Consider the following 25,504-nt stretch of genomic DNA (forward strand, 5'->3'; position numbering starts at 1 on the left):
CCTGTCAGCAAGGCTTGAGACCTTATATCCCATGTTCAGTTTCCTGAAAAAAAACAAGCCGGAGCCGGCCGCGGCTCCTGCTGCAGAAGCGGCCGAAACCCCTGAAGCGCCCAAGCTCTCCTGGCGCGAGCGCCTGTTCAAGGGCCTGGCCAAGACCCGCGCCCAATGGGGCGGCAAGCTCAAATCCATCTTCTCGCGCGGCAAGGTCGACGACGAACTGCTCGAGGAACTGGAAACCCTGCTGCTGACCAGTGATTGCGGCATCGAGGCGACGACCCACCTGCTCGACGAGTTGAAGAAGGCGGCCAAGCGCGACAAGCTCGATACGCCGGAAGCGATCCAGAAGGCGCTGGCCGACGCGCTGCTCGAAACGCTGGGCCCGCTCGAGCAGCCGCTCGACATCAACACCCACAAACCCTACGTGATCATGATCGCCGGGGTGAACGGGGCCGGCAAGACGACCTCGATCGGCAAGCTGGCCAAGTATTTCCAGACCCAGGGCAAGAGCGTGCTGCTCGCCGCCGGCGACACCTTCCGCGCCGCGGCCCGCGAGCAACTGCAGACCTGGGGCGAGCGCAACAACGTGACGGTCATCGCCCAGGAGTCGGGCGACCCGGCCGCCGTGATCTACGACGCCATCTCGGCTGCCAAGGCGCGCGGCATCGACATCGTGCTGGCCGACACCGCCGGCCGCCTGCCAACCCAGTTGCACCTGATGGAGGAAATTGCCAAGGTGCGCCGCGTGATCCAGAAGATCGAGCCGGAAGGTCCACACGAAACGCTGCTCGTCCTCGATGCCAACATCGGGCAGAACGCGCTGGCTCAGGTCAAGGCCTTCGACAAGGCGATCAACGTCACCGGCCTTGTCTTGACCAAGCTCGACGGCACGGCCAAGGGCGGCGTCGTTACCGCCATCGCCCGCCAGTGCCCGAAGCCGATCCGTTTCATCGGCGTCGGCGAGCAGATCGACGACCTGCGTCCCTTCGTCGCCAGGGATTTTGTGGACGCCATGTTTGAATGAGCGTTGCGAGTAGCCCGTCGGTTTGAGTTGCCAGCCAGAACCATCGCGATCTCCAACCGCCCCAGCTCCCTATTCGCAACGAACAACGCGCGACTAACAACCAAGAAATGATCGAAGCCAGCAACCTGACCAAGCGCTATCCAGGCGGCCTGGAGGCCGTCAAGGATGCCAGCTTCCGCATCGATGCCGGGCAGATGGTGCTGATCACCGGCCATTCCGGCGCCGGCAAGACGACGCTGGTCAAGCTGATCTCGACCATCGAGAAGCCGACCTCCGGCAGCCTGGTGGTCAATGGCCAGAACCTGACCGCCCTGCGCCGCAGTGCCCTGCCGCATGTGCGTCGGCACTTCGGCCTGGTTTTCCAGGACCAGAAGCTGTTGTTCGACCGCAGTGCGCTGCATAACGTGCTGTTGCCGCTGCAAATTGCCGGCCTGCCGCATCGCGAGGCGGTGCGCCGGGCGCAGGCGGCGCTCGACAAGGTCGGCCTGCTGGCGCGCGAGAAAGCGAACCCGATTGCGCTGTCCGGCGGCGAGCAGCAACGCCTGGCCATCGCCCGCGCCGTGGTCAACCGGCCGACCGTGCTGATCGCCGACGAGCCGACCGGCAATCTGGATGCCGAATCGGCCACCGAAATCCTCGATCTCTTCGCCGATTTTCATCGTGTCGGCGTCACCGTGGTTGTCGCCACGCACGACCAGACCTGGATCGAGCGTTACCACCCGAACGTGCTGCGCCTGGATCATGGGAGGGTTGTCTGATGGCTGTCTGGTTCTCCCAGCATCGCGCCGCGCTGGTCCTCGCCTTCCTCCGCCTGCTCGCTTCGCCGCTCAATACCCTGCTCTCGCTGCTCGTTATCGGCATCGCGCTGACCCTGCCGGCCTTCGGTTACCTCGCCCTCGACAACCTGCGCGATCTCGGCCGCAATGCGACCGGCGTGCAGCAGATCAGCCTGTTCATGAACCTGGACGCGAGCAAAAAGGATGTCGCGGAAATCGAGAACCGCCTGCGTGCGGCCGCCGCCGGCCAGTGGCGCTTCGTGCCGCGCGACGAGGCCCTGAAGCGCATGCAGGCGAACGAGGGGATGGCCGAGATCGTCGCCAGCCTGCCGCGCAACCCGCTACCTGACGCCTTCATCGTTGAGCCGAAGAATACTGAGCCGGAAGCGCTGGAGATCATGCGCAAGGAAATCGCCGGCTGGCCCAGGGTCGCCCACGTTCAGCTCGATTCGGCCTGGGTCAAGCGTTTCGACGCCTTCCTGCGGCTCGGCAAGCTGGCCTTGTGGATGTTGGCCGGCCTGTTCGGGGCCGGTCTGGTCGCCGTCACCTTCAACACCATTCGCCTGCAGGTCATGGCCCATGCGGCGGAAATCGAAGTGGCGCGGATGATCGGTGCCACCGATGGCTTCATTCGGCGCCCCTTCTATTATTTTGGTGCCCTGCAGGGCCTCCTCGGCGGCTTGCTCGCCGCCGGGCTGATCCTCGCGGCCCTCCGTCTGCTGGCCACGCCGGTCGGCGAACTGGCGGCGCTCTATGGCAGCACGTTCGTGCTGCGCCAGCCGGCGCTCGGCGAGATTGCGGCCATGGCTGGCCTGGGCGCCTTCCTCGGCTGGCTCGGCGCGCAGTTGTCGGTCAGCCTGTCGCTGCGGAAGTTTGACTAGCCGGCGAGCCTTCCTGGCCACGGTCGGGGCGGCCGCCCTGGCCGGCTGCGCGCCAGCCGGCAAAGCGGCACTGCCGCCGGGCGAACTGCTCGGCATGAACCACACCCTCGGCCACCGCCTGCGCGATGGCGGCCTGCCGCCGGCCAGCGAAACCCGGCGGACCGGCGTGCTGATCGTTGGCGGCGGCATTTCCGGCCTGGCAGCGGGCTGGTGGCTGGCCCGGCAAGGCCGCGACGATTTCACGATACTGGAGATGGAGGTCGAGCCGGGCGGCAATTCGCGCGGCGGGCAATCGCCGCTGGTTGCCTATCCGTGGGGGGCGCACTACCTGCTGCTCCCCGGGAGAGAGGCGGAATACGTGCGGGCGCTGCTGGCCGAACTGGGCGTGCTGCAGGGCGACCCGGCTGCACTGCGCCCAACCTACGACGAGCGTTATCTGTGCGCCATGCCGCAAGAGCGCATCTATCGCAACGGCCTGTGGGAAGAGGGCTTGTTGCCGCAGCGCGGCCTGTCGGTCGAGGAACGCGGGCAGCAACAACGCTTCCATGCCCGCATGGCCGAACTGAAGCAGGCCCGGGGGGGCGACGGCCGGCGCCTATTCGCCATCCCGATGGCCTTGTCGAGCCGGGATGCGACCTGGCGGGCCCTGGATCGTCTTTCCTTCCGTCAGTGGCTGCTCGACAACGGCTTCACCGCGCCGACCCTGCACTGGCTGGCCAATTACGCCTGTCGCGACGACTACGGGACCGATTACGCGCAGACCTCAGCCTGGGCCGGCCTGCATTACTTCGCCAGCCGCCAGGGCGAGGCAGCCAACGCGGCGCCCGATACGGTGCTCACAGCCCCCGACGGCAACGCCTGGCTGGCGCGCGGGCTGGCCGCCGCGGCCGGCGAGCGGATCGTCTGCGGGGCGCTGGTCGGGCGCCTTGAGGAGAGCAAGGCCGCGATCACCGCCGACGTACTGATCGGCGAGCGCGTGGTGCGTTACGAGGCTTGGCAACTGGTCTGGGCAGCGCCGCTCTTCGTGCTGCCCCGGGTGTGGGCCGCGATGCCGGGCGAACTGCGGACGGCGGCCCTGGCCGGCGATTACGCACCCTGGCTGACCGCCAACCTGCATCTCGCCGGCTGGCCGGAGGAACGCTACGGCGCGCCGCCCGCGTGGGACAACGTGTTCTACGACAGCCCCGGTCTCGGCTATGTGACGGCGACGCATCAACTGATCCGCCGCCATCTGCCGGGTACCGTGTTCACCTACTACCGCGCCCTGCATGACGTGACGCCGGCCGAGGGGCGCCGCCTGCTCCGCGATACGCCGCGCATGGCCTGGGCAGAGGGCATCCTGAGCGAACTGGAGCGGGTGCATCCCGACATCCGGCAACGGGTGACGCGGCTCGATGTCTTCCGTAATGGTCACGCCATGCGCCGACCAGTCCCGGGCAGTCTGTTCGGCGGCGGGCGGGCGTTGCTGGCCGGTTTTCGGCATCCGCGCCTCAAACTGGCGCATGCCGACCTGTCCGGGTTTTCGCTGTTCGAGGAGGCGCAGTACCGCGGCGTGCTCGCGGCGCAGGCCTGTCTCGGGTAAGCGGTGCCCGCTCAGGCCGACGGGCCGGAGGGCAGGCCGTGCAGCGGCAGCGTGACGCGGAAGGTCGTGCCGATGCCGACCTGGCTGCTGACCTCGATGCGTCCGCCGTGTTTCTTGACGATGTCGTAGGACAGGGAGAGGCCGAGGCCCGTGCCCTTGCCGACCGGCTTGGTGGTGTAGAAGGGCTCGAAGATGCGTTGCATGACGTCGGCCGGTATGCCGCGCCCGGTGTCGGCGATTTCGATCCAGGCTTCCCGGGTATCGTGGCCGGTACGCACGGTAATGGTGCCGCGCCCGTCGATGGCGTGCGCCGCGTTGACCAGCAGATTCATGACCACCTGGTTGATCTGTGCGGCGACGCAGGGTATCCGGGGCAGATCACCGAATTCGCGAACGACCTCGGCCTTGTATTTCAGTTCGTTCCAGACGACGTTCAGCGTGCTTTCGATGCCGGCATTGAGATCGGCTTCCTGCCATTCCGATTGGTCGACGTGGGAGAAGTCCTTGAGGTCGGCGACGATCTTCTTGACCCGCTCCAGGCCGTCGCGCGATTCGTGTAGCAGATCGTCGATGTCGCGCTTCAGGTAGTCGAAATCGGCGGCGACGAAGTCGGCCTCGCTCGCCTCGCCCTTGCGGCTGCGTTCGAGCAGGTCGATCAGCTGGCCGGTGTAATTCTTCAGCGATCCCAGGTTGGAGTTCACGAAACCGATCGGGTTGTTGATCTCGTGTGCCACGCCGGCGGCCAGCTGGCCGATGGCCGCCATCTTCTCCGACTGCAGCAGCTGGCTCTGCGTTTCCTCCAGTTCATGCACCTTGCTGGCCAGTTCCAGCCAGCGCCGGCGGAGCAATTCGAGGAGCAGCCAGCCGAGCAGCGTGGCCAGCACGAAGCTGATGCTGGAAGCGAGCAGAACGTCGCGCGTATGGTTGCGCATGGCGTTCTCGATGGGTTCGTAGCGCTGCGAAACGCTGATGCCGCCGCGGATGTCGCCCACCTGGTAACCCTGCCTGCGGTGGCAGTCGAGGCAGCTTTCCTCGACCGGCAGCGGCGCCATGTAGCGCAGCATCATGCCGTCCTGCCCTTCGGCGACGGCGAAGGTTTCCTTGGCGCCGTTTTCGAAGGCGTGCAGCGACTGCCCTTCCCAGGCGTCCGGCTTGTTGCCCGGGCGGATCGGCTTCAGGCTGGTCAGACGGAAAATGGCGCCGGATGACGATTCCGCCATCTCGGCGATGAGGCGCGTCATGTAGGCCGGATTGACCATGGTCAGCTTGATGCCGTCGGTGGTCGTCAGGTCGCGCTGCGGGTGATCGAGGTAGGGATTGGGCTCGACGCGCCGGTTGACGGGCACGTAGATGCCTCCGTGGCTGGCGTTCCAGTTGCGGGTCAGGATGACCATGCGGAACATGTTGCGCGCCCCGGCCAGGGCCACCTGGGTCATCTGTTCCCGCAACTGCGCCAGGTGCAGGTGGGTGTAGAGGCCGACGGCAACCGCCCAGAGCACGAGGAGCACGGCCCACCACCGCCGCTGGCGGATGAAACGGGGAACGGTGCGGCCGCTGACCGGCGTGACGTGGGCTTCCATTGTGCTCTGCATTGAAGGGGGACGGGGCATTATAGGAAGCTTTGCCGGCCGCGCTATCGATACAGCAGGAAGCGGCGTCGCGCTTCCTGCCAGGCGGCCTCGTCGGGCTGGGCCAGGGCGTCGAGATCGGCCGGCTGGGCGGCTGGATCGTCCACCCATTCACGCAACAGGGGCGAGCCGTTGATCAGGTCGATAGCCAGGCGGTCGAATTCGTATTCGTAGCCGAAGTCGCGCCACAGCGGGTAGTCCGGATAGCGGCGGCGGATGGCCTTGAAGGCCAGTGCCTGGACACGCCAGGGCTGGAAGGCGGCATGGTCGTAATACGGCCCTTCGCAATGGATCTGCACGCCGTGGTTGAGCTGGCCCGCGTGCTTGTGGAAGGTGGGTTCGAACCAGATTTCGCGCAGTTTGCAGCCCTTCAGCCAGTGCGGGGCGAGGGCCTGCATGTCGGCGATGATCGCCTGGGCGTCGATCTCCGGCGCCCCGAAGATTTCCAGCGGCCGGGTCGTGCCGCGCCCTTCGCTCAGGGTCGTGCCTTCGAGCATGACGGTACCGGCGTAGGCGCGGGCCATCCACAGGTTGGGGGCGTTCGGACTGGGGTTGATCCAGGTCCGCTCGCCGAGCGGCCAGCCGTAGCCGGGCGCGACGTCGGGCTGCCAGCCTTGCATTTCGATCACGCGGTAATCGACGTCGAGCTGCAATTGATCGATGAACCATTGGCCGAGTTCGCCCAGGGTCAGCCCGTGGCGCATCGGTATCGGGCCGGCCCCGACGAAGCTCTCCCAGCCATCGCGCAGGGTCAGTCCCTCGACCGGGCGGCCGGCCGGGTTCGGGCGGTCGAGCACCCAGACCGACTTGCCGTGCTTCGCCGCCGCTTCGAGGACGTAACGCAGTGTGGTGATGAAGGTGTAGATGCGGCAGCCAAGATCCTGCAGGTCGACGAGCAGCACGTCGAAACTGTCCATCATCGCGTCGGTTGGCCGGCGCACCTCGCCGTACAGGCTGAAAATGGGAATGCCGTGCTGCGGGTCGATGAAATCCGGCGATTCGACCATGTTGTCCTGCTTGTCGCCCTTGATGCCGTGCTGCGGGCCGAAGGCGGCGGAGAGTTTGAGGTCCGGGCAGGCGGCCAGGGCGTCGAGGCTGTGCGTCAGGTCGGCGGTGACCGAAGCCGGGTGGGCGAGCAGGGCGAGGCGGCGGCCGGCCAGTGGGCGGCGCAGGTCAGGGTGGGCGAGCAGGCGGTCAATGCCGAACTGGATCGGTGAAGTCATGGTCGGTTCAGGGGCAGCGTGAAGCTGGCGGAAAGGTGGAAATCGGCTTGTGGCGCGGCGTGCTGTAGCGCCCAGTAGCTGCGCTCACCGGCCCGGCTTTCGATCACCGCCGTCAGGCCGAGGCGCGAAGCGGTGGCCGGCGCGGCGGGCAGCAGTGGGGCGGGCAGGTCGGCGACGAGCCACAGGCTGTCCTCATCGCGACGGCAGCTGATGTGCGGCGCGGCGGCCGGTTGCCAGGCGGTGTCGCGCTGGCGATAGTCGGTGAAGCGATACGCTGCCCAGGCGCCGGAAGGAGCCAGGTTGAATTCGTGGTAGGCGCTACCGGCCCCTTCGGTGATGAAGGCCTCGCAGCAGGTGTGCTGCCACAGGCCGTCGGTCTGCTCCGGTCTGGCGGGGGGCGGGAGGCGCAGGCCATCGAGGGCGCCCTGCAATCGGTAGTGCAGGCGCAGGCCGCCGTCGGTTTGCCAAGTGAAACCGGCAGCCAGTTTCAGGCCGGCCAGGGCGGGGAGGGCGGCATGCGGCAGCAGGGGGTGAAGGGCGGGTAAATCGGACATTTTCGGGCTTCGGCGGAGGCGTTACTTTACCCGCTCAACCCTTGGTCGGGGCGGGCTTTTGGAGTAATTTAGCGCCTTTGCGGCCCGGCCGCAGGGAGAGAGAAATAATGACACCGCTGCGCATCAACCTCGAACAAGAAGAAATCCCCACCCACTGGTACAACGTCGTCGCCGACATGCCCAACCCGCCGGCCCCGCCGCTCGGACCGGACGGCAACCCGGTGCCGCCGGAAGCGATGGGCGCTATTTTCCCGGGGCCGATCCTGGAGCAGGAAATGTCGGCCGAGCGCTGGATTCCGATTCCCGAGGATGTCCGCCAGATCTACGCCCAATGGCGCCCGGCGCCGCTCTGCCGCGCCTTGCGCCTGGAGCAGATGCTCGGTACGCCGGCCAAGATTTTCTTCAAGTATGAAGGCGTCTCGCCGGCCGGTTCGCACAAGCCGAACTCCGCCGTGCCGCAGGCCTACTACAACAAGCTGGCCGGGACGAAGAAGCTGACCACCGAAACCGGCGCCGGCCAGTGGGGTTCCTCCATCGCCTACGCTGGCCAGATGTTCGGCCTGCCGGTGCGCGTCTTCATGGTTAATGTCAGCTACCAGCAAAAGCCTTTCCGCCGTTCGATGATGCAAACCTGGGGGGCTGAAGTCTTCGCGTCGCCGACCAACCTGACCAACGCCGGCCGCACCGCGCTGGCCGCCGATCCGGATTGCCAAGGCTCGCTCGGCCTGGCAATTTCCGAAGCGGTCGAGGAGGCGGCGGCCGATCCGAACACCTGCTACACGCTCGGCTCGGTGCTCAACCACGTGCTGTTGCACCAGACCGTCATCGGCCTGGAGGCCAAGAAGCAGTTCGACAAGATCGGCCTCTACCCGGACGTGATCTTCGGGCCCTGCGGCGGCGGTTCCAGCTTTGGCGGCATCGCCTTCCCCTTCCTGGCCGACAAGGCAGCCGGCGACAAGCGGGCCGCCAACCTGCGCTGCGTCGCGGTCGAGCCGACCTCCTGCCCGACCCTGACCAAGGGTGTCTACACCTACGACTACGGCGATGCCTCCGGCTACACGCCGATCATGAAGATGTACACCCTGGGCCACGACTTCATGCCCCCCGGCATCCACGCCGGCGGTCTGCGCTACCATGGCGATTCGCCGCTGGTCTCGCAGCTCTTCCATGAAAAGCTGCTCGAGGCGGTGGCCGTGCCGCAGGTCGCGACCTTTGAGGCCGGCGTCCAGTTCGCCCGCGCCGAAGGCATCATCCCGGCGCCGGAGTCCTGCCACGGGATTCGCGCCGCGATCGACGAGGCCCTGCGCTGCAAGGCGACCGGCGAGGCCAAGACCATCCTGTTCTGCCTGACCGGCCACGGCCACTTCGACATGGCTTCCTACGACAAGTACTTCGCCGGCCAGCTGGAAAACTACGAGTATCCGGCCGAGGCCATCGTCGAGTCGCTGAAGCACCTGCCGAAGGTGGGCTGATTCCGTGAAGCTCCTGGTCTTCCTGCTCGTTCTCGGCAATCTGCTGTTCTACGCCTTCACGGCTGGCTACTTCGGCCGGCCGGACAACCCGGATGCCGGGCGCATCGAGCAGCAGGTCGCACCGGATCGCCTGCGCATCGTCTCGCGTGGCGAGGCACCGGCCGTGCCGGCCAAGGCTGGTGCGCCGACGCCGCTGCCCGAGGCTGCTGCCGAGCCGGCGGCGACGGCGGGAAAAGCCGGGAACGGGGCGGCTGAAGCACCCGTGGCGGTTGAGTCGCCGAAGGAGAATGCAGCCGGGAAGGAATCCGCTCCGGATGACACGAAGCCTGCCGAACCGATCTGTCTCGCCTGGCGGCAGTTGACGGTGGCCGAGGCCGATCAGGTCTCCACCCTGCTCGGCAAGCGCTTTGCCGATTTCAAGGTGAGTCGCAAGACGGTGGCCAGCGAAAGCAACGGCTGGTGGGTCTACATACCGGCCCTGCCCAGCAAGGCCGACGCCGAGCGCAAGGCCGGCGAACTGCGCAACCTGGGCGTCACCGATTTCTTTATCGTGCAGGAGGGCGCAACCCGGCATGCCATCTCGCTTGGCATCTTCAGCAGCGACAAGGGAGCCGGCGAAAGGCTTGCTGAACTGAAGGGCAAGGGGGTGCGTTCCGCCGTCGTCGGGCCGCGACCGGGCAAGGACACGCTGGTCGCGCTGCAGGCCAAGGGACCGGCCGACAAGAAGGCGGCCGTCATCGCTGCCGTGGCCGGCGCCATCCAGAAGAACGAAGCGCTGGCCTGCAAGTGAGCGGCTACGTCGTCGGCCTGACCGGGGGTATCGGTAGCGGCAAGAGCCTGGTGGCCGACCTGTTCGTCGCACAGGGGGCGGCCTTGGTCGATACCGATGCCATTGCCCACGAGCTGACCGGGCCGGGCGGGGCAGCGATGCCCGCGCTGGCCGAGGCTTTCGGTGCCGGCGTGCTGCGTCCGGACGGCGCGCTCGACCGGGCCGCCATGCGGCGTCTGGTTTTTGCCGATGCCTCGGCCAAGGCCTGCCTGGAGGCCATCCTGCATCCGCTCATTCGCCAGCTGTCGAGCGAGCGGTGCCAGACGAGCACGGCCCCCTACGTGATCCTGGCGGTTCCGCTGCTCGTCGAGTCCGGCACCTACCGCGAACGCTGCGACCGGATTGTCGTTGTCGACTGCCCGGAAGACCTGCAGATCGCGCGGGTCATGGCGCGCAACGGCCTGCCGCGCGACGAGGTGCTGGCAATCATGGCGGCCCAGGCCAGCCGTGCTGAACGCCTGGCCGTGGCTGACGATGTCGTGGTCAATGACGGCGAACGAGCCAAAGTGCACGATCAGGTTGCCGCGCTGCACCGGAAGTATCTAGTACTTTCCGCTGAAAAAGTTAAAGCGAGCTGTTGAGATTTGCTTGCAAATGGCTCAGAATAAACAAAATTTTCCGTAATTTCGGGCCCATCTTCGCGTGATCACCTACGAATATCCCTTCAACGAGCGCATCCGCACGCTGCTGCGCCTGGAGGACTTGTTCGAAAAAACCGCGCATTTCGCCCAGGAAGACGGAGCGCTCGAACATCATGCCGCCCTGGTTTCCCTGTTCGAAATCCTTGAGGTCTCCAGCCGAGCCGACCTCAAGATGGACCTGATTCAGGAACTCGAACGCCAGCGCCAGACCCTGCTCGCCTTCCGCAACAATCCGGAGATTTCCGAAGAGGCGCTGTCCGGTGCGCTTTACGAAATCGAACAGTCGTCGGCGGCGCTGCTCGCCATGCACGGCAAGATTGGCCAATACCTGCGCGAGAACGACTGGCTGATGAGCATCAAGAGCCGCGCCGCGATTCCCGGTGGCGTCTGCGAGTTCGACCTGCCCTCCTATCATTGGTGGCTGCATCGCCCGGTCGACGTGCGCCGCGAGGCGATCGAAGGCTGGACACGGCCCCTGCTGCCCTTGCGCGACTCGGCGGCCATCGTGCTGCGCCTGCTGCGTTCCAGCGGCCGGCCGAAGAACTACACGGCCACCCTCGGCCAGTTCCAGCTCAACCTCGGCGGTTCGGCCGCCCAGATGGTACGGATTTCCGTCGCCACGGAAGAGCCGGCGATTCCCGAAGTGAGCGCCAACAAGTATTTCCTGAACATCCGCTTCACCAAGCCGCCGGCCGGCGAAATCAAGGCCCGCTGCTGCGAGCGCGATGTCGCCTTCGATCTCACCTTCTGCAATCTCTGATGAGCAAGCCGCGCCAGGTCCGTTGTCCGCAATGCGGCAAAGATGCCCTGTGGGCGCCCGAGAACCCGTGGCGGCCGTTCTGTTCCGAGCGCTGCAAGCAGATCGATCTCGGGGCCTGGGCCAGCGAGTCGTACCGCGTTGCCGGCCAGGTCAGCGACGACGAGGCCGGCGCGCCGGGCCTCGAATTTCCCGACACGCCGACCCGCTGAGTTTCCCGCTTACCAGCCGCGCATCAGTGCGATGCCGTGGGCGCCGTGCGCCTGGGCCTCTCCCAGCATGGCCGGTCGCATGCCGCCCAGTGCGAAGACCGGCAGGGTATTGCCGGCGGCCAGGCGACTGAATGCCATCCAGCCGAGGCCGGTCGCTTCCGGATGGGTCGGCGTCGGCAGGACCGGGCCGAGCAGGGCGTAGTCGAGGCCGATCTCGCCGGCCCGGCGGATTTCCTCGGCGGTGTGGCAGGAGGCGCCTACCCAGGTGAAATCGGGCCGCTCGGCCTGCCGGGCGAGGCGGGTTGCCGACAGGTGCAGGCCGTCGGCACCGACCCGGCGGGCGATGTCGGCATCGTCGTTGATGACGACCCGTGCGCCATGGCTGTGTGCCAGGCGGGTGACCGCCTCGGCGAACCACAGGCGCTGGGCCGCCGGCCAACCCTTGTCGCGTACCTGGATCAGGCGCAGGCCGGCGAGCAGGGCTTCCTCCAGCCGTTCGAGCTGACGTTCGGTCCCTTCTACCTCGGCATTGGTGATGGCCATCGTCGTCGGTAGCGCCAGGGCCTTGAGGATCGGGTCGTTGGCCGGCAGGATGGGCGCTACGCTGGCCGGCTGGCCGATGCCCTGCCAGGCGACGGCCGAGTGTTCGAGCGGCGCGGTGATGCCGATTTCCCCTTCCCAGGCCGTGACGCGCCAGAAATTGAGGCGCACCGTGGCGTGCGGGTAGGTGAAAACGCGGGTCAGCCAGGGCGAACAGGCAGTGACGGTGATGCCCAGCTCTTCCTGCAGTTCGCGGATCAACGCCTGGCGCACGGTTTCGCCGGGTTCCACCTTGCCGCCGGGAAACTCCCAGTAGCCGGCGTAGACCTTGCCCTCCGGACGCTGGGCGAGCAGGAATTCGCGGCCTTCGGTGCGCAGCATGACGGCGGCGGCGACTTCGACGATGGCGGTCATGGGCGTTTTTTCCGTGCCGGCTTCTGGCGACCGGCCAGATCCCTGGCGAATTGCCAGGCGGTGCGGCCGGAGCGGGAGCCGCGGCCGAGCGACCAGTTCAGCGCCTCGCGTTCGCTGGCCTCGATGACGGCCTCGGCGACGCCCAGTTCGTGCGCCCAGTGGCGATAGACGGCGAGATAGTCGTCCTGGCTGAAGGGGTAGAAGGAAAGCCACAGCCCGAAGCGGTCGGAGAGTGAGACTTTTTCCTCGATTGTTTCGCCGGGGTGAATTTCGCCGTCAACGGTGTGCGACTCCAGGTTTTCCGAAAAGTACTCGGGCATCAGGTGGCGGCGGTTGGAGGTGGCGTAGATCAGCACGTTGTCCGGCGGCGCGGCGACCGAGCCGTCGAGCACCGACTTCAGCGCCTTGTAGGCCGTTTCGCCGGCTTCGAAGGAGAGATCGTCGCAGAAGATGATGAAACGTTCCGGGCGGCCTTCGAGGAGGTCGAGGATGTCGGCCAGGTCGATCAGGTCGTCCTTGTCCACCTCGATCAGGCGCAGGCCCTGGCCGGCGAATTCATTGAGCACGGCCTTGACCAGCGAGGACTTGCCGGAGCCGCGCGAGCCGGTGAGCAGCACGTTGTTGGCCGGCTTGCCGGCGACGAACTGGCGGGTGTTGGCGACCATGCGATCCTTCTGGTCGTCGATGGTTTCGAGGTCGGCCAGGCGGATCGGGTGCGGGTGGCGGACGGCCTGCAGCCAGCCCCGGCCGTTGCTTTTGCGCCAGCGGAAGGCGACGGCGGCTGCCCAGTCGGGCGGCGTCGGCGGTAGGGGCAGGCTGGCTTCGAGGCGGCCGAGAACGGCCTCGGCGCGGGCGAGCAGGCGTTCCAGAGTCGGGATGTCGGTCATGGTGGCGGGTATACTTCGCGGCAAACGACGCACTCTAGCGAAGCCATGAAAAAAATCCAAACCCTTGCCCTGACCCTCCTTGGCCTGCTGGCCGCCTGTTCCACCGTGCCGCCAGCCACCCTGCCGGCTGGCAGCCCGGCGCCGGCCGCCTGTGCGCCGTGCCCCGCCTGCCCGGTCTGTCCGCCGACGGCGCCGCCACCCGTGCCCGCCTTCTCCCGTACCTTCCTGCCGGCGGCTTGGGCCGACCTGCCGGGTTGGGCCGAAGACGATGTCGGTGCTGCCTGGCCGGCCTTCCTGCTTTCCTGTCGCGGTGTCGGCAGCAAGGGCAATGGCGCCGCCTGGAAACGCGTCTGCGACCAGGCCCGGGCGGTCGATGGCAAGCCGGGCTTCGATGCCCGCCGCTTCTTCGAGCAGCACCTCAAGCCTTACGCCATCGCCAATGGCGACGGGGCTGTCGATGGCCTGGTCACCGGCTATTACGAGCCACTGCTGCGCGGCAGCCGGGTGAAGGCGAAGGGCTTTGAACAGCCGCTGCGCGGCGTGCCGGACGACCTGCTGACCATTGACCTGTCGGCCGTCTTCCCCGAACTCAAGGACAAGCGGGTGCGCGGCCGGCTGGAGGGCAACAAGGTCGTGCCCTACTGGTCGCGCGCCGAGATCGTGGCCCGGGGCGACAAGCTGCCGGGCAAGACGCTGCTCTACGTTGATGATGCTGTCGAGTTGTTCTTCCTGCAGGTGCAGGGTTCCGGGCGGGTCAGACTGGCCGACGGCAGCCTGGTGCGGGTCAATTATGCCGACCAGAACGGCCATCCCTACCAGTCGATCGGCCGGGTGCTGGTCGAGCGGGGCGAGTTGAAGCTGGAAGAAGCCTCGATGCAGGGCATCCAGGCCTGGGCGCGCAACAACCCGGCGCGCCTCGATGCGCTGCTCAACACCAATCCGAGCTATGTCTTCTTCCGCGAAATGCCGAGTTCCGAGGGCGGTCCGGTCGGTGCGCTCGGCGTGCCGCTCACCGCCGAACGCAGCATCGCTGTCGACCCGCGCTCGGTGCCGCTCGGCGCGCCGGTCTTCCTGGCGACGACGCGGCCCAACACCAGCCAGCCGCTGAATCGCCTGGTCATGGCACAGGATACCGGCGGTGCCATCAAGGGCGCGGTGCGTGCCGACTTTTTCTGGGGCTTCGGCAAGGAAGCCGGCGAGCAGGCCGGGCGCATGAAGCAGGCCGGGCGGATGTGGGTACTCCTGCCCGCCGAGCTGGCGCCAAAATAGGGCGGGCGCGCACCGCGAGCGGGCGTCTGATGCAATTCCCGCACCAATCGGGTGCGAACGACGTGTGGATGCGATTGGCAACGCACTGATTTGTAACACAATTTACGCACTGGAATAGTGCTTGCTTTTGGAACCCCCATCTTTTCGACGGGGGTTCCATGGAAACACTACAGTCCGGCAGCAACGTGTTGTTCATCCTGCTCGGTGCCATCATGGTGCTGGCCATGCACGCAGGGTTCGCCTTCCTCGAAGTTGGCACGGTGCGTAAGAAGAACCAGGTCAACGCCCTGGTCAAGATCCTGAGCGACTTCGGCGTATCGACGATTGCCTATTTCTTCGTCGGCTACGGCATCGCCTACGGCGTCCATTTCTTTTCCGGCGTCGACACGTTGATGGACCGGAACGGTTTTGAGCTGACCAAGTTCTTCTTCCTGCTCACCTTCGCCGCTGCCATCCCGGCCATCATTTCCGGCGGCATCGCCGAGCGGGCGAAGTTTCACCCGCAACTGATCGCCACCTTCCTGCTCGTCGGGTTCGTCTATCCCTTCTTCGAGGGCATCGCCTGGAACCAGCACTTCGGCCTCCAGGCCTGGCTGAAGGCCAGTTTCGGCGAGGAGTTCCACGATTTCGCCGGCTCCGTGGTGGTGCATGCCATGGGCGGCTGGATCGCGCTGCCGGCCGTGCTCCTGCTCGGCGCCCGCTACGGCCGCTACACCAAGGATGGCCGGATGTCGGCCCATCCGCCCTCTTCGATTCCCTTCCTGGCCCTTGGCGCCTGGATCCTGACCGTTGGCTGGTTCGGCTTCAACGTGATGAGTGCGCAGACCCTCGACAAGGTTTCCGGCCTGGTCGCCCTCAATTCCCTGATGGCCATGGTCGGTGGCACGCTGGTTGCCCTGCTCCTCGGCAAGAACGACCCGGGCTTCCTGCACAACGGCCCGCTGGCCGGCCTGGTCGCCGTCTGCGCCGGATCGGACCTGATGCACCCGATCGGTGCGCTGGTCGTCGGCGGCGTGGCGGGTGGCCTGTTCGTCGTGATGTTCACGCTGACCCAGAACCGCTGGAAGATCGACGACGTCCTCGGCGTCTGGCCGCTGCATGGCCTGTGTGGCGCCTGGGGCGGCATTGCGGCCGGCATCTTCGGCAGCAAGGCCCTGGGCGGCGCCGGCGGCATCGCCTTCATGCCGCAACTGATCATGACCGGCCTGGCCATCGTGGTTGCCCTGGCTGGTGGTGCGGCAGTTTACGGCTCCCTCAAGTGGCTCCTCGGCCTGCGTCTCGACCAGGAGGAGGAATACAACGGCGCCGACCTCAGCATCCACAAAATTACCGCGACGCCGGAGCGCGAGCCGAACTGGTAGCGATGATCGGAAACAATAAAGTCTGTCAGACAATGGGCACCAAAGAGGCCCGGCGATTGCCGGGCCTCTTTTTTTGAAATCCCGATGGGCAGCCTGTGCGGATACGCAGCAGGTATTTAACGTCCCGCAGCCGTTGGCGCTAGCCCGTCATCAGGTCGGCTTTCAACTGTCGCTGAGGGCGGCCGCTCTGTTGGACTGCAGGGGCCGGGATGAAACCTTGCGAACGGATAGCGGACTAACAGCACCTATCCTTCGCGCTAACGACTGCCGATGCCGAAACTAACCAGCTACCTGCCCACTGAGTCCGACAAGGTCACGTCCGGAGAAACGCATCCTCATCTCCCGAATGTCGGTGATCCTGTTCATGAGGAACGCGAAGCAGAGATCGAAGGGGATGACGATGAAGATACGGGGGCAGACCCCTGGTGGATGTAGCGCAGCGCCAGCCATCGGCCATGAGCACCCCTCTGTCCCTCGATCGTCGTCCCGTAGATGAAGCGTTCCTGGCGCTGAAACGGACGTTGAGGTAATGCTGCCAAGCACTATGCGCATACAGATCGCTTCTGATCTCCACCTTGAGCACCTGGAATGGAAATTTCCGACCTTTCGTGGCGTAGAGCCCGGCGACGCGGACGTTCTTGTGCTGGCAGGCGATATTGCAAAGGGCAGTCGAGCGCTCGACTTGTTTGGTGACTGGCCATGTCCCGTCGTGTATGTGCCCGGCAATCACGAATTCTATGGCGGCGAAATGGCAGCAGTTCTCGCCGACCTGGAGCGTCGGGCGGGTGATTTCCCCAACGTAAAAATACTGGCGCCGGGGGCGTGGGTACATGGCAACGTCCGTTTCATCGGCTGCACACTCTGGACCGATTACGCGGTTTTCGGTGCCGAGCACAAGGCCGCCGCCATGGCGGTATGCGCGGAAAAAATCGTCGACCACACTTCCATCCGCAAAGGGGGCGGCGGCCCGTTCCTGCCGGCGGACGCTCTGGCCCTGCATCGCGTTCAGCGTCAATGGCTGCAGGACCGCCTGGCGGACCCCTTTACGGGCAAAACGGTGGTCGTAACCCATCATGGCCCACACCGAAACAGCATTGCCCCTCTGTACGCCGATGACCTTAGCAGCGCAGCCTTTGTGTCCGACCTGGAAGCGTGTCTGGGTATCGCTGACCTGCACATCCACGGCCATACCCACGACGCTTTCGACTATATGGTTAAGCAAACCCGTGTGGTAGCGAACCCCATGGGCTATTGCCGGGGGATCAAGGCTGCCTCAACGCCCGCTGACCTGCGCCGGGAGAACGCCGCATTCGACAGCCGGCTGGTGCTGGAAATTTAGAGCGACCGGCCGGGAATCCGTGGTTTAACCGCCGCTCAGCCTTCCGGGATCGTGAGCGGTAGCCGCTTGCAGCGGAATGAGCCCTTGTGGATTGACCAAAAGATCCGCCAGCGTATAGCGGTCCAGGACCTGGAAGAGGGCTTTCACCGCTTGGTCAAGAATGCTGTTCAGGCAGCATGCCCCCTGAATTCGACAGCTTGCGTTGCTGGCAAAGCATTCAACCAGGTTGAAATCGCTTTCCGTATGGCGGATCACCTCGCCCAGCACAATTTCATTCGCTGCCATGGCCAGCCGTAGTCCTCCGCCCTTGCCGCGAACTGTCTCGATGAAACCGCCGCGCCCCAGCTGATGAGCGACCTTCATCAGGTGGCTTTCGGAAATGCCGTGGCCGGCAGCGATCTCGGCAATCGTGGCCAGGCGGTCCGGTTGTGCGCCCAGGTACATCAGGAGACGCAGGCTATAGTCAGAAAACGTGCTTAAACGCATGAGGATTCATAAGATACATTTAATATATTGCTTATAGCGCAGGCGCTTGCTAGGATCAAGGTCCCTACCGTTTATACCCTACGGCAAATAGCCGCTGCAATCAGCGCCAGCCGTCATGATCGCCCCCATGTCCAAGCCGCCCAGCTCCAGAAAAGTCATCGAAATCAAACCGGTCGCCGATCCGGATGCCAAGGTTTACCCGCGCTCGATCAGCGGGCCCTACACGCGCTGGCGTTGGGTTTTCGTCTGGCTGACCCAAATTGTTTTCTACGGCCTGTGCTGGCTGCCCTGGCACGGTCGGCAGGCGGTGTTGTTCGATATCGACAATCGCAAGTTCTACTTTTTCGATCTCGTGCTGTGGCCGCAGGACACCATCTATCTCGTCCTGCTGATGATTCTCGGGGCGCTCGCCCTCTTCCTGTTCACCGCCATTGCCGGACGTCTGTGGTGCGGCTACGCCTGTCCGCAAACCGTCTACACGGAAATTTTCCTGTGGTTTGAGAAACACATCGAAGGCGATCGGCCGCAACGGATCAAGCTCGATGCGGCCCCGTGGTCCGCGCGCAAACTGGCCCTCAAGAGTGCGAAGCATGCGACCTGGGGACTCTTCTCGCTGTGGACGGGGATTACCTTCGTTGGCTATTTCGTGCCGATCCGCGAACTGATGCACGACCTGGCAAGCCTGTCGCTCGGCGCCTGGTCGGCTTTCTGGATGGTGTTCTACGCCTTCGCCACCTATGGCAATGCCGGCTTCCTGCGCGAACAGATGTGTCGCCAGATTTGTCCGTATGCCCGTTTTCAGTTCGTGATGCTCGATCCGGACACGCTGATCATCGCTTACGACACGGTGCGTGGCGAAGCGCGGGGGACGCGCGCCAAGGGCAGCGATCCGCGCGCACTCGGCCTCGGCGATTGCGTGGATTGCGGCATCTGCGTCCAGGTCTGCCCGACCGGGATCGATATCCGAAACGGCCTACAGAACGAGTGCATCGGCTGCGCAGCCTGTATCGATGCATGCGACCAGGTCATGGACAAGATGAACTATCCGCGCGGCCTGATCCGCTACTCCACGGAAAACGCAGTCAGCATGCGCTACACGCCGCTGGAGATATTGCGTCGCGCCGCCCGACCCCGGGTCATCATCTACACGGCCATCCTGACGCTGCTCACGGTTGCCACCGCCTGGTCGCTCGCCACCCGCATACCCCTGAAGGTCAATATCCTGAAGGACCGCAATGTCCTGTCGCGGGAGGCTGATGACGGTTCGATCGAGAACATCTATCGCTTGCAAATCATGAACACCGGCGACCAGACGCGCACTTTCCGCATCACGCTTGGCGGCATTGACGGTATCCGCCTGGCCGGTGAGGATGAGCTCACCATCGCGGGCGGCGAAATTGGCACGCATACCGCAGTTGTCAGGGCCGATGCCGGAGCGACAGGCAGTGGTGCCACCGCGATCACGTTCGATGTGGCGGACATCGCAGATGCGACTGTCGCCGTCACCGAACGCACGAAATTCTGGATGCCCTGAATCGTTTGCAACGCGGGGAGCCCAGCGGCGAGCAGGGTCGCCCTGTTGCACCGCACCGCGAACATTGTGACGCGATCAACTTTCCATTTGACGCCGGAAGCCCGAACGGCGCAAGACTGGATTTTCTCGCCCAAAAGCGTAGTCTGTAGTTGAAGGCCGAAGAGAAGTCAGTCGGTCCTGGAGATCAACAACGTGACTGGAGGCAACATGGTTGAAAGTCCGCCGCAGTTCAAGATGATTGCGTAGTGCCCCAAACGGCGAAAGCCGTAATGCTCCGGTCAATTTCTACGGAGCCAAGGATTGACGAAGCCCAAGCATTCAAACGCTTGGGCTTTTGCTTGGCCGTATCCGGTTCTGAATCACGATGGCCTCACCGACGATGCGGAAGGCATCGGAAGCGGGGGGTGAGAGCGGCTTGTCTGCGGGACATGGCGGGCCGCACCCCTTCCAGGGTCAGTTCGTGGAAACTCGGGTGAATGCCCATCACCGGTTGCTGGCCACCGGTGGCACGTATTCCGGCACCTTGTTTTTTACCGATGGTTGCGCCTTGAGATAGGCGAAGAGCGCACGCAGATCTTGGTCTGGCAGTGAGCCGACCGATTGCCAGGGCATTGGCGGCATGATCGGGCGGCCGACGCCGAGGTGCTTGCCTTTACGCATGGTCTGGATGAAATCGTTTTCGCTCCAGGCGCCGATACCTGTTTCCCGATCGGGCGTCAGGTTGCTGGCGTAGGAAATACCCCAAGGGCCGACGAAGGCGGTCATGCTGCCGGCACCGCCCCAGTTCCATGGGCCGTCGAGCTTGGGTGGGGCTGGCAGGACAAGTTCGGCCGGGTGGCCGGAGAGGCCCCGCGCCATATCCTTTTCCGGGCCGTTCGGACCGATCTTGAATGGGGTGTGGCAATCGACGCAACCACCGTAGGCGGCCAGCTGGGCGCCGCGCTTGACGCGGGCTGCGTCGGCTTCGCCGGCGAAGGTTGTGCCAGTAATCAAGCCTAGAGCAATGAACGTGGAAGTCAGTGTGGCAATGCGCATTTTGAGTTCTCCATTGGGGGATAGGTCAAGGGTCGATGCGAGGCGCAAAGCTGCCTTGCTGCGGCAGCAATGGCATCGGCTTGTGGCACGGTGGCCTGTTCGAGCGGGAAGCTGGATGGCACCGGGGCATCCGGGCCGCCGAGGCGGACAACGGGCGTCTTGAGGCAGGCAAAGGCCTGCTCGGCGATCAGTGCGGCGATTTCTGCACCGACGCCGCATAGGCGGTTGGCTTCATGGACGACGACGACCCGCCCCGTCTTGCGGGCGGTGGCGAGGATGGCGGCTTCATCGAGTGGCTTCAGGCTGCGCAAGTCGATGACTTCGGCAGCGATGCCCTCGGCCGCCAGGCTTTCGGCGGCCTGCGCGCAGTGATGCACGGTCTTGCCGTAGGAAATGAGACTGACATCCGTACCGGCACGAACGGTGGATGCCTGGCCGAGGGGTATCGGCACGGCGTCGGTGGGCACCTCGCCGGGTTGGTAGAGCAGGCCGATGTCGAGCAGGAAGACGACCGGGTTGTCGTCGCGGATGGCTGCCTTGAGCAGTGCGCGGGCGTCGGCCGGGTTGCTTGGCATGACGACCTTGAGGCCGGGGCTATGCACGAACCAGGCCTCGACGTTGTGGTTGTGCTGGGCACCAACGCCCCAGCCGGCACCGGTCATGGCCAGCGCGACCAGCGGGAAGCTGAATTGGCCGCCCGACATGTAGCGTAGCTTGCCGGCGCTGTTGACCAGCTCGTCCATGGCGTAGCAGAGGAAGGGCGCAAAGAGCAGGTCGGCGACCGGGCGCAGGCCGCCCGCGGCGGCACCGACTGCCGTGCCGGCGATGATGCCCTCGGCCAGTGGCGTGTTGCGGACGCGCAGGGCACCGAATTCGGTGACGAGTTCATGGCGCTTGGTGGCAATACCTTCGCCGAAGGCGATGACCTTGTTATCGCGGCGCATTTCCTCGGCCAGGGCCAGGCCGATGGCGTCGTTCAGGGGGAGTGTGGGCATGGCGGCCTCAGGCGTAAACATCGAGGGTGAGTTCCTCGATGGATGGGAAGGGAGAGGCGCTGGCAAAGGCCACCGCGGTGGCAATGCGGGCATCGACCCGGGCAATCAGCTCGGCGTCGGCGGTCAGGGAGAGCTGTCCGGCGCCGATCAGGCGATCGCGGCAGAGGGCGATCGGGTCGCGGGCCAGCCAGGCGGCGAGTTCTGCCTTGTCGACGTAGCCCTGATCGTCTGGCTCGAAATGGCCGCGTGTGCGGTAGGTCAGCACTTCGAGCAGCACCGGTCGGCGGGTGTCGCGCACCTGTGTGGCAGCGTTGCGGGTGGCTTCGAGTACGGCGAAAACATCGTTGCCATCGACGGTTTGTACCGGAATACCGTAGCCGGCCCCCCAGTCGGAGACGTGTTCGCGGCTCATCGCTTCGCGGCGATGGACGAAGGCCTGCCACTGATTGTTCTCGCAGATGTAGAGCACCGGCAGGTTCCACAGGGCGGCAAGATTGAGCGATTCATGGAAGCTGCCTTCGCAGGCGGCACCATCGCCAAAGAAGCAGGCGACGATGCCGGGCCGTCCCTGCATCGTCTGGGCCAGGGCGACGCCGGGGGCGAGCGAGAGTTCGCCACCGACGATGGTGGTGGTCAGCACGACCCCGAGTTCCTTGACGGAAATGTGCAGCGATCCGCTCCGGCCCTTGCAGTAGCCGTCGCGCCGACCCATCACTTCAGCCAGCAGGCGACCGGGGTCGGCGCCGCGTGCCAGCAGATGGCCGGCGCTGCGGTGGTTGGTCAGGATCAGATCGTCGGCAGTGAGGGCGTTGATGGCGCCGACCGCGGCGGCTTCCTGGCCGACCGAGGTGCAGGTGCCGGGAATGCGCCCGTCGGTGCTGCCCTGGACGATGGCGTTTTCGTAAGCGCGGATCAGCAGCAGCTGTTCATACAGCCGGAGCGGATCGGCGGCGGTTGGGAATTCGTTCATGGCGACTCCTGTCATGGGGATGACGGAAGTCTAGGCGGCCAAAAATGGCGGACAAGGGGCGCGGCGCCCGCTTACGAATCATTTAAGAAATGCTGAATGAAGATTTAAGAAAGACCGCTGCCGGGCCGGAAAAATCAGCTTTCGACCAGCGTCAAGGGGCGCTCGACGGTGAGCGTGAAACGACCGCGCCCGGTCTTGCCGATGGCGATGCCGGCATTGCGCTCGGCCAGCCGGCGTTGCAGCAGCACGAGGCGGGCTTCCAGGTTGTCGCTGGCGCCGGGCAGGCGGATGCGGGAATCGACCCGCAGGCCCTTGTTGGTGAAGGTGGTCCGGCCGCGTTGGGTGAAGTCGTTGAGCAGCGCCCAGAGAATGGCGCCGGCCACACCCTTGATCAGGTAGTCGTCGTCGACAAAGATGCTGTCGTTGGCGGCAAAGTAACGCACGGTCAGCGGAGCACCCTCGGGCGGCATGGCGGGGCGTTCGGCGACTGGCGTTTCGTCCGGCGCATCGTCCGTCATCTGGTGGTGCTGCATGGCCAGGCCAAGCTGGGCGGCGAAGACGACCAGCGCATCTTCCTCGTCGTAGTCGAAATGCAGGTCGGCCAGGCTTTCGACGTAGATCACGCCGAGCAGCCGGTCGCCAGCGACGATGGGGATCGCCATCTGGCTGGCGGCATTGGGCAGGCCGGGCAACGGGATGGCGGTTTCCAGCGCGTCGAGTTGCCCCTCGGCAGCCAGCCCGTCACGCACGGTGCGGCCGTAGGCGTACTCGCTGGTCATGAAGCCGATACGGATCGGCGAGCGTTCGCGGGCGCAGATACCGATCAGGCCGGAGCCGACCGGAATCTCCGAGCCGATGCCCGATTGCGCGTAGCCGCGACTGGCGAGCGTGAACAGGCAGCCGCGCGCCTCGTCGTGCATCAGCAGCATGAGATGGCTGAAGCCGAATTCTTTCTCCAGGCAGTCCACGGCCTTTTCGAGCAGGCACTCGAGGTTGGCGCAGCCGCTCAGGCGTTCGGTGGAGCGGCGCAGGGCATTCAGGCAGTTGACGGCCGGTGGGGGCGGGCTGATGCAACCGCCCGGAACCGGCACGATATCCAGCACACGGTAGATGTCGGCGCCGAGCAGGCGAAAGATGCCGGTCATTCCGCTATGCGCCGCAATGCCGGCGAGCTTGGCCTTCATCCGCTCGAACAGCGGGCCGGCCGTTTCGGTACGCAGGTATTGCAACGAGAGGCGGTACTGCCGGGCCGTCAGATGGCTGGTCAGTAGCAGGCGAACCGGCGAGCCCGCCAGCACGTTGCGCCGGGTGGTGTTGAAGAACTGGTAGGAAAGCGCAAGGTGCTCGTTATCGACATACTCCGCCTGCGACAGGAAAGCGACATTGGGCACTCCCGCCGGATCGCAGGTGACGATGTGGCCGGGAATGACGCCTTCCAGGCAGTCGCGCAGGGTATCGAGGCGGGGCGTCATAGCGTGGCTGGCAAGGGTTGGCCCGCCTTCGGTCCCGGCGTCTGGTCGAAGCCGCTGCTTGGCGTGAATACGACCATCACCAGATCCTCAGGCTGGTAGGAGAGCAGGGCGTGGACCAACTCCTCCGGTGTACCCAGTGCAACGACCTCGGGCACGAACTCCTCGATGTGTTTGCGGATGAGAGGCTCGTCGGCCGGGTCGAAGGTGGTGATGCGGGCATCGGTGCCCTTGAGCTGGGTGGTCCGGTTGGTGGTCGGCTGAGTGAATGCCACCGCGACACGCCCGGTCAGGCGAATGTTGTCGAGCGCTTCGGCGGCCTGCGTACGGGGCAGGATGATCCCGATGGCCTCACCATCGACCGGCTTGCAGGCAAAACCGCGGCTCATGCTCGGCAACCGCCCCGGTGCGCAAGCAGCCAGCGTGATGCTGACGCCGGACTGGATGAAGGCAACGATGTCGTGATCGAGCATGAGCGGGTTTCCTGATCGGGCCGCAGATGATATCGCAATGTCCTATGCCGGGTGCGGGCAGGGGGAGGCGGGCGAATGGCATGGCCTGACGGCTTGTCGCCTGTTACCGCATTTGAGCCAATCGGCCATCGATAGTTCAGGAACGCCCAAGGCGTACCGGGGGCAGTTTTCGGTTTGCGCTACGCGGCCTTGGCCGGCAGATCACTTTCGCGTGCCAATCATCCGACGAGGCGTTCGCCTCCCGCATCCTGGATGATGGCGATTGCGGGGTGGGGGAGGCGCTTATGGGTGGAGATGGCATACCAGCTCTCGCCGACCCCATGCAGCGCGCCGAGTGGATGGGCCTGGAACTGCGCCAGGATGTCGGCGTGCATGGCGGCCGGCGCCGGGAAGAGTCCGAGGCCGGCGCGCCCGAAGGTTTTGAGCAGGGCGCTGTCGCTGAATTCCCCGACGATTTCGGGCCGGATGTCGTGGGCTTCGAACCAGGCATCGATGGCGCCGCGCAAGGGGTCGCTGCGTGCCGGGAGGAGCAGGGGGGCGCCGTCGAGCTGCCTCGGAAATGCCGGCCCGTAACGTGCGCACAGATCGGCGCTCCCGAAAAGCGCGATGCCGACGTTGCCCAGCAAGTGGGAGTCGAGCTTCAGGTTGGCTCGTTGCGGTGCGGAACGGTCAGCGACGACGAGATCGAGACGGTTGAGCGCCAGTTCCCCGAGCAGGTGTTCGAAATCGCCCTCGATGCACGCCAGGCGGAACTTGTGCGGAGGCCGTAGCAGGCTTTCCAGCAAGCGGAACGAGATCAGCTTGGGCACCGCATCGGTGACGCCAACCGCAAAGCGGGGCCGGGTGTGCGTACCTTCGGCCAGGGCCTCGCGGAGCTTGCCGCCGATCTGGAAAATCTGCTCCGCATAGCCCAGCGCGGTGCGCCCGGCTTCGGTCAGGATCAGCGATCTTCCCTGCGGGGCGAACAGGGCCTGGCCGAGTTGACGCTCGAGCAGGCCGAGCTGGGTGCTGATGGTTTGCACCGACAGGCCAAGCCGTTCCGCCGCGCGCGTGATGCTGCCTTCCTTGGCCACGGCCCAGAAATACAGGAGATGCCGATAGTTCAGGTCGTCGGGTTTCATTTTTATTGTTCCATAAATTGGAAATTCATTATCGC

At 65.2% G+C, this 25,504-nt stretch carries 25 protein-coding genes; 13 read left to right on the top strand and 12 right to left on the bottom strand.

What is annotated here, in order from left to right; translation table 11 throughout:
• The first annotated feature begins 31 nt into the window (after positions 1 to 31).
• The 4 genes from ftsY to K420_RS0106735 all read left to right on the top strand — a co-directional run bounded on the left by ftsY (position 32) and on the right by K420_RS0106735 (position 4,260).
• On the top strand, positions 32 to 1,021 hold the full coding sequence (ftsY, locus tag K420_RS0106720; RefSeq protein ID WP_027457399.1) for a signal recognition particle-docking protein FtsY: 990 nt from the start codon (positions 32 to 34) through the stop codon (positions 1,019 to 1,021).
• A 107-nt stretch (positions 1,022 to 1,128) separates the two neighbouring features.
• Complete coding sequence (locus K420_RS0106725; RefSeq protein WP_027457400.1) at positions 1,129 to 1,779, top strand: cell division ATP-binding protein FtsE; 651 nt, start codon at positions 1,129 to 1,131, stop codon at positions 1,777 to 1,779.
• On the top strand, positions 1,779 to 2,678 hold the full coding sequence (gene ftsX / locus K420_RS0106730) for a permease-like cell division protein FtsX (protein ID WP_027457401.1): 900 nt from the start codon (positions 1,779 to 1,781) through the stop codon (positions 2,676 to 2,678). The genes K420_RS0106725 and ftsX overlap by 1 nt, the downstream gene beginning before the upstream one ends.
• Complete coding sequence (locus tag K420_RS0106735; protein ID WP_027457402.1) at positions 2,671 to 4,260, top strand: NAD(P)-binding protein; 1,590 nt, start codon at positions 2,671 to 2,673, stop codon at positions 4,258 to 4,260. Before ftsX ends, K420_RS0106735 begins: the two co-directional genes overlap by 8 nt.
• Positions 4,261 to 4,271: 11 nt before the next feature.
• Here K420_RS0106735 and K420_RS18345 read toward each other — a convergent pair whose 3' ends face one another.
• From K420_RS18345 to K420_RS0106750, 3 genes are read right to left on the bottom strand one after another with little or no spacing between them, the layout of a single operon-like run.
• Positions 4,272 to 5,840, bottom strand: coding sequence for an ATP-binding protein (locus K420_RS18345; RefSeq protein ID WP_232422741.1), 1,569 nt, complete (start codon positions 5,838 to 5,840; stop codon positions 4,272 to 4,274).
• Between the two features lie 53 nt (positions 5,841 to 5,893).
• Positions 5,894 to 7,111 (bottom strand): exo-beta-N-acetylmuramidase NamZ family protein, encoded by a 1,218-nt coding sequence (locus K420_RS0106745; protein WP_027457403.1) that lies wholly within the window; start codon positions 7,109 to 7,111, stop codon positions 5,894 to 5,896.
• On the bottom strand, positions 7,108 to 7,665 hold the full coding sequence (locus K420_RS0106750) for a DOMON-like domain-containing protein (RefSeq protein WP_027457404.1): 558 nt from the start codon (positions 7,663 to 7,665) through the stop codon (positions 7,108 to 7,110). Before K420_RS0106750 ends, K420_RS0106745 begins: the two co-directional genes overlap by 4 nt.
• 107 nt (positions 7,666 to 7,772) lie before the next feature.
• On the opposite strand from K420_RS0106750, the gene K420_RS0106755 reads away from it, so the two are divergent.
• From K420_RS0106755 to K420_RS0106775, 5 genes are all read left to right on the top strand, one after another.
• Positions 7,773 to 9,137 (top strand): TrpB-like pyridoxal phosphate-dependent enzyme, encoded by a 1,365-nt coding sequence (locus K420_RS0106755; RefSeq protein WP_027457405.1) that lies wholly within the window; start codon positions 7,773 to 7,775, stop codon positions 9,135 to 9,137.
• A 4-nt stretch (positions 9,138 to 9,141) separates the two neighbouring features.
• Positions 9,142 to 9,927: an SPOR domain-containing protein gene (locus K420_RS0106760; RefSeq protein WP_027457406.1), complete on the top strand. Its 786-nt coding sequence runs from the start codon at positions 9,142 to 9,144 to the stop codon at positions 9,925 to 9,927.
• On the top strand, positions 9,924 to 10,547 hold the full coding sequence (coaE, locus tag K420_RS0106765) for a dephospho-CoA kinase (RefSeq protein WP_027457407.1): 624 nt from the start codon (positions 9,924 to 9,926) through the stop codon (positions 10,545 to 10,547). Before K420_RS0106760 ends, coaE begins: the two co-directional genes overlap by 4 nt.
• A gap of 61 nt (positions 10,548 to 10,608) precedes the next feature.
• Positions 10,609 to 11,367 (top strand): cell division protein ZapD, encoded by a 759-nt coding sequence (zapD, locus tag K420_RS0106770; protein WP_027457408.1) that lies wholly within the window; start codon positions 10,609 to 10,611, stop codon positions 11,365 to 11,367.
• Positions 11,367 to 11,576, top strand: a complete 210-nt coding sequence (locus K420_RS0106775; RefSeq protein WP_027457409.1) for a DNA gyrase inhibitor YacG — start codon at positions 11,367 to 11,369, stop codon at positions 11,574 to 11,576. The genes zapD and K420_RS0106775 overlap by 1 nt, the downstream gene beginning before the upstream one ends.
• 9 nt (positions 11,577 to 11,585) lie before the next feature.
• On the opposite strand, the gene K420_RS0106780 is transcribed toward K420_RS0106775, so the two are convergent.
• Positions 11,586 to 12,530: a Nudix family hydrolase gene (locus tag K420_RS0106780; RefSeq protein WP_027457410.1), complete on the bottom strand. Its 945-nt coding sequence runs from the start codon at positions 12,528 to 12,530 to the stop codon at positions 11,586 to 11,588.
• Positions 12,527 to 13,417, bottom strand: a complete 891-nt coding sequence (locus K420_RS0106785) for an ATP-binding protein (protein ID WP_027457411.1) — start codon at positions 13,415 to 13,417, stop codon at positions 12,527 to 12,529. Before K420_RS0106785 ends, K420_RS0106780 begins: the two co-directional genes overlap by 4 nt.
• 45 nt (positions 13,418 to 13,462) lie before the next feature.
• On the opposite strand from K420_RS0106785, the gene mltA reads away from it, so the two are divergent.
• The 3 genes from mltA (at position 13,463) to K420_RS0106805 (ending at position 17,386) form a co-directional block, all read left to right on the top strand.
• Positions 13,463 to 14,686, top strand: coding sequence for a murein transglycosylase A (gene mltA / locus K420_RS0106790; protein WP_027457412.1), 1,224 nt, complete (start codon positions 13,463 to 13,465; stop codon positions 14,684 to 14,686).
• Positions 14,687 to 14,844: 158 nt separating this feature from the next.
• Entirely contained in the window at positions 14,845 to 16,047 is a 1,203-nt protein-coding gene (locus tag K420_RS0106795; RefSeq protein WP_027457413.1) for an ammonium transporter, read from the top strand.
• A 544-nt stretch (positions 16,048 to 16,591) separates the two neighbouring features.
• The gene (locus K420_RS0106805; RefSeq protein ID WP_027457414.1) at positions 16,592 to 17,386 is read left to right on the top strand and encodes a metallophosphoesterase; all 795 of its coding nucleotides are present in this window, start codon (positions 16,592 to 16,594) and stop codon (positions 17,384 to 17,386) included.
• Between the two features lie 24 nt (positions 17,387 to 17,410).
• On the opposite strand, the gene K420_RS18350 is transcribed toward K420_RS0106805, so the two are convergent.
• A complete protein-coding gene (locus K420_RS18350; RefSeq protein ID WP_051452996.1) occupies positions 17,411 to 17,872 on the bottom strand; it encodes an RrF2 family transcriptional regulator in 462 nt (153 codons plus the stop codon).
• Positions 17,873 to 17,999: 127 nt separating this feature from the next.
• On the opposite strand from K420_RS18350, the gene ccoG reads away from it, so the two are divergent.
• Entirely contained in the window at positions 18,000 to 19,406 is a 1,407-nt protein-coding gene (ccoG, locus tag K420_RS0106815) for a cytochrome c oxidase accessory protein CcoG (RefSeq protein WP_027457415.1), read from the top strand.
• Positions 19,407 to 19,889: 483 nt separating this feature from the next.
• Here ccoG and K420_RS0106820 read toward each other — a convergent pair whose 3' ends face one another.
• From K420_RS0106820 to K420_RS0106845, 6 genes are all read right to left on the bottom strand, one after another.
• Positions 19,890 to 20,441 carry a c-type cytochrome gene (locus tag K420_RS0106820; RefSeq protein ID WP_027457416.1) on the bottom strand — a complete coding sequence of 184 codons (552 nt, stop codon included), beginning with the start codon at positions 20,439 to 20,441 and terminating at the stop codon, positions 19,890 to 19,892.
• A complete protein-coding gene (locus tag K420_RS18355) occupies positions 20,423 to 21,436 on the bottom strand; it encodes an alpha-ketoacid dehydrogenase subunit beta (protein ID WP_051453270.1) in 1,014 nt (337 codons plus the stop codon). The genes K420_RS0106820 and K420_RS18355 overlap by 19 nt, the downstream gene beginning before the upstream one ends.
• Before the next feature lie 7 nt (positions 21,437 to 21,443).
• A complete protein-coding gene (locus K420_RS0106830) occupies positions 21,444 to 22,406 on the bottom strand; it encodes a thiamine pyrophosphate-dependent dehydrogenase E1 component subunit alpha (protein ID WP_027457417.1) in 963 nt (320 codons plus the stop codon).
• A gap of 134 nt (positions 22,407 to 22,540) precedes the next feature.
• The gene (locus K420_RS0106835; RefSeq protein ID WP_027457418.1) at positions 22,541 to 23,878 is read right to left on the bottom strand and encodes a GAF domain-containing protein; all 1,338 of its coding nucleotides are present in this window, start codon (positions 23,876 to 23,878) and stop codon (positions 22,541 to 22,543) included.
• On the bottom strand, positions 23,875 to 24,348 hold the full coding sequence (locus K420_RS0106840; protein ID WP_035854574.1) for a hypothetical protein: 474 nt from the start codon (positions 24,346 to 24,348) through the stop codon (positions 23,875 to 23,877). Before K420_RS0106840 ends, K420_RS0106835 begins: the two co-directional genes overlap by 4 nt.
• Before the next feature lie 218 nt (positions 24,349 to 24,566).
• Positions 24,567 to 25,469, bottom strand: coding sequence for a LysR family transcriptional regulator (locus K420_RS0106845; RefSeq protein WP_027457420.1), 903 nt, complete (start codon positions 25,467 to 25,469; stop codon positions 24,567 to 24,569).
• Between the last annotated feature and the right edge of the window lie 35 nt (positions 25,470 to 25,504).

The organism is Dechloromonas agitata is5, assembly GCF_000519045.1.
Taxonomy (GTDB): domain Bacteria; phylum Pseudomonadota; class Gammaproteobacteria; order Burkholderiales; family Rhodocyclaceae; genus Azonexus; species Azonexus agitatus.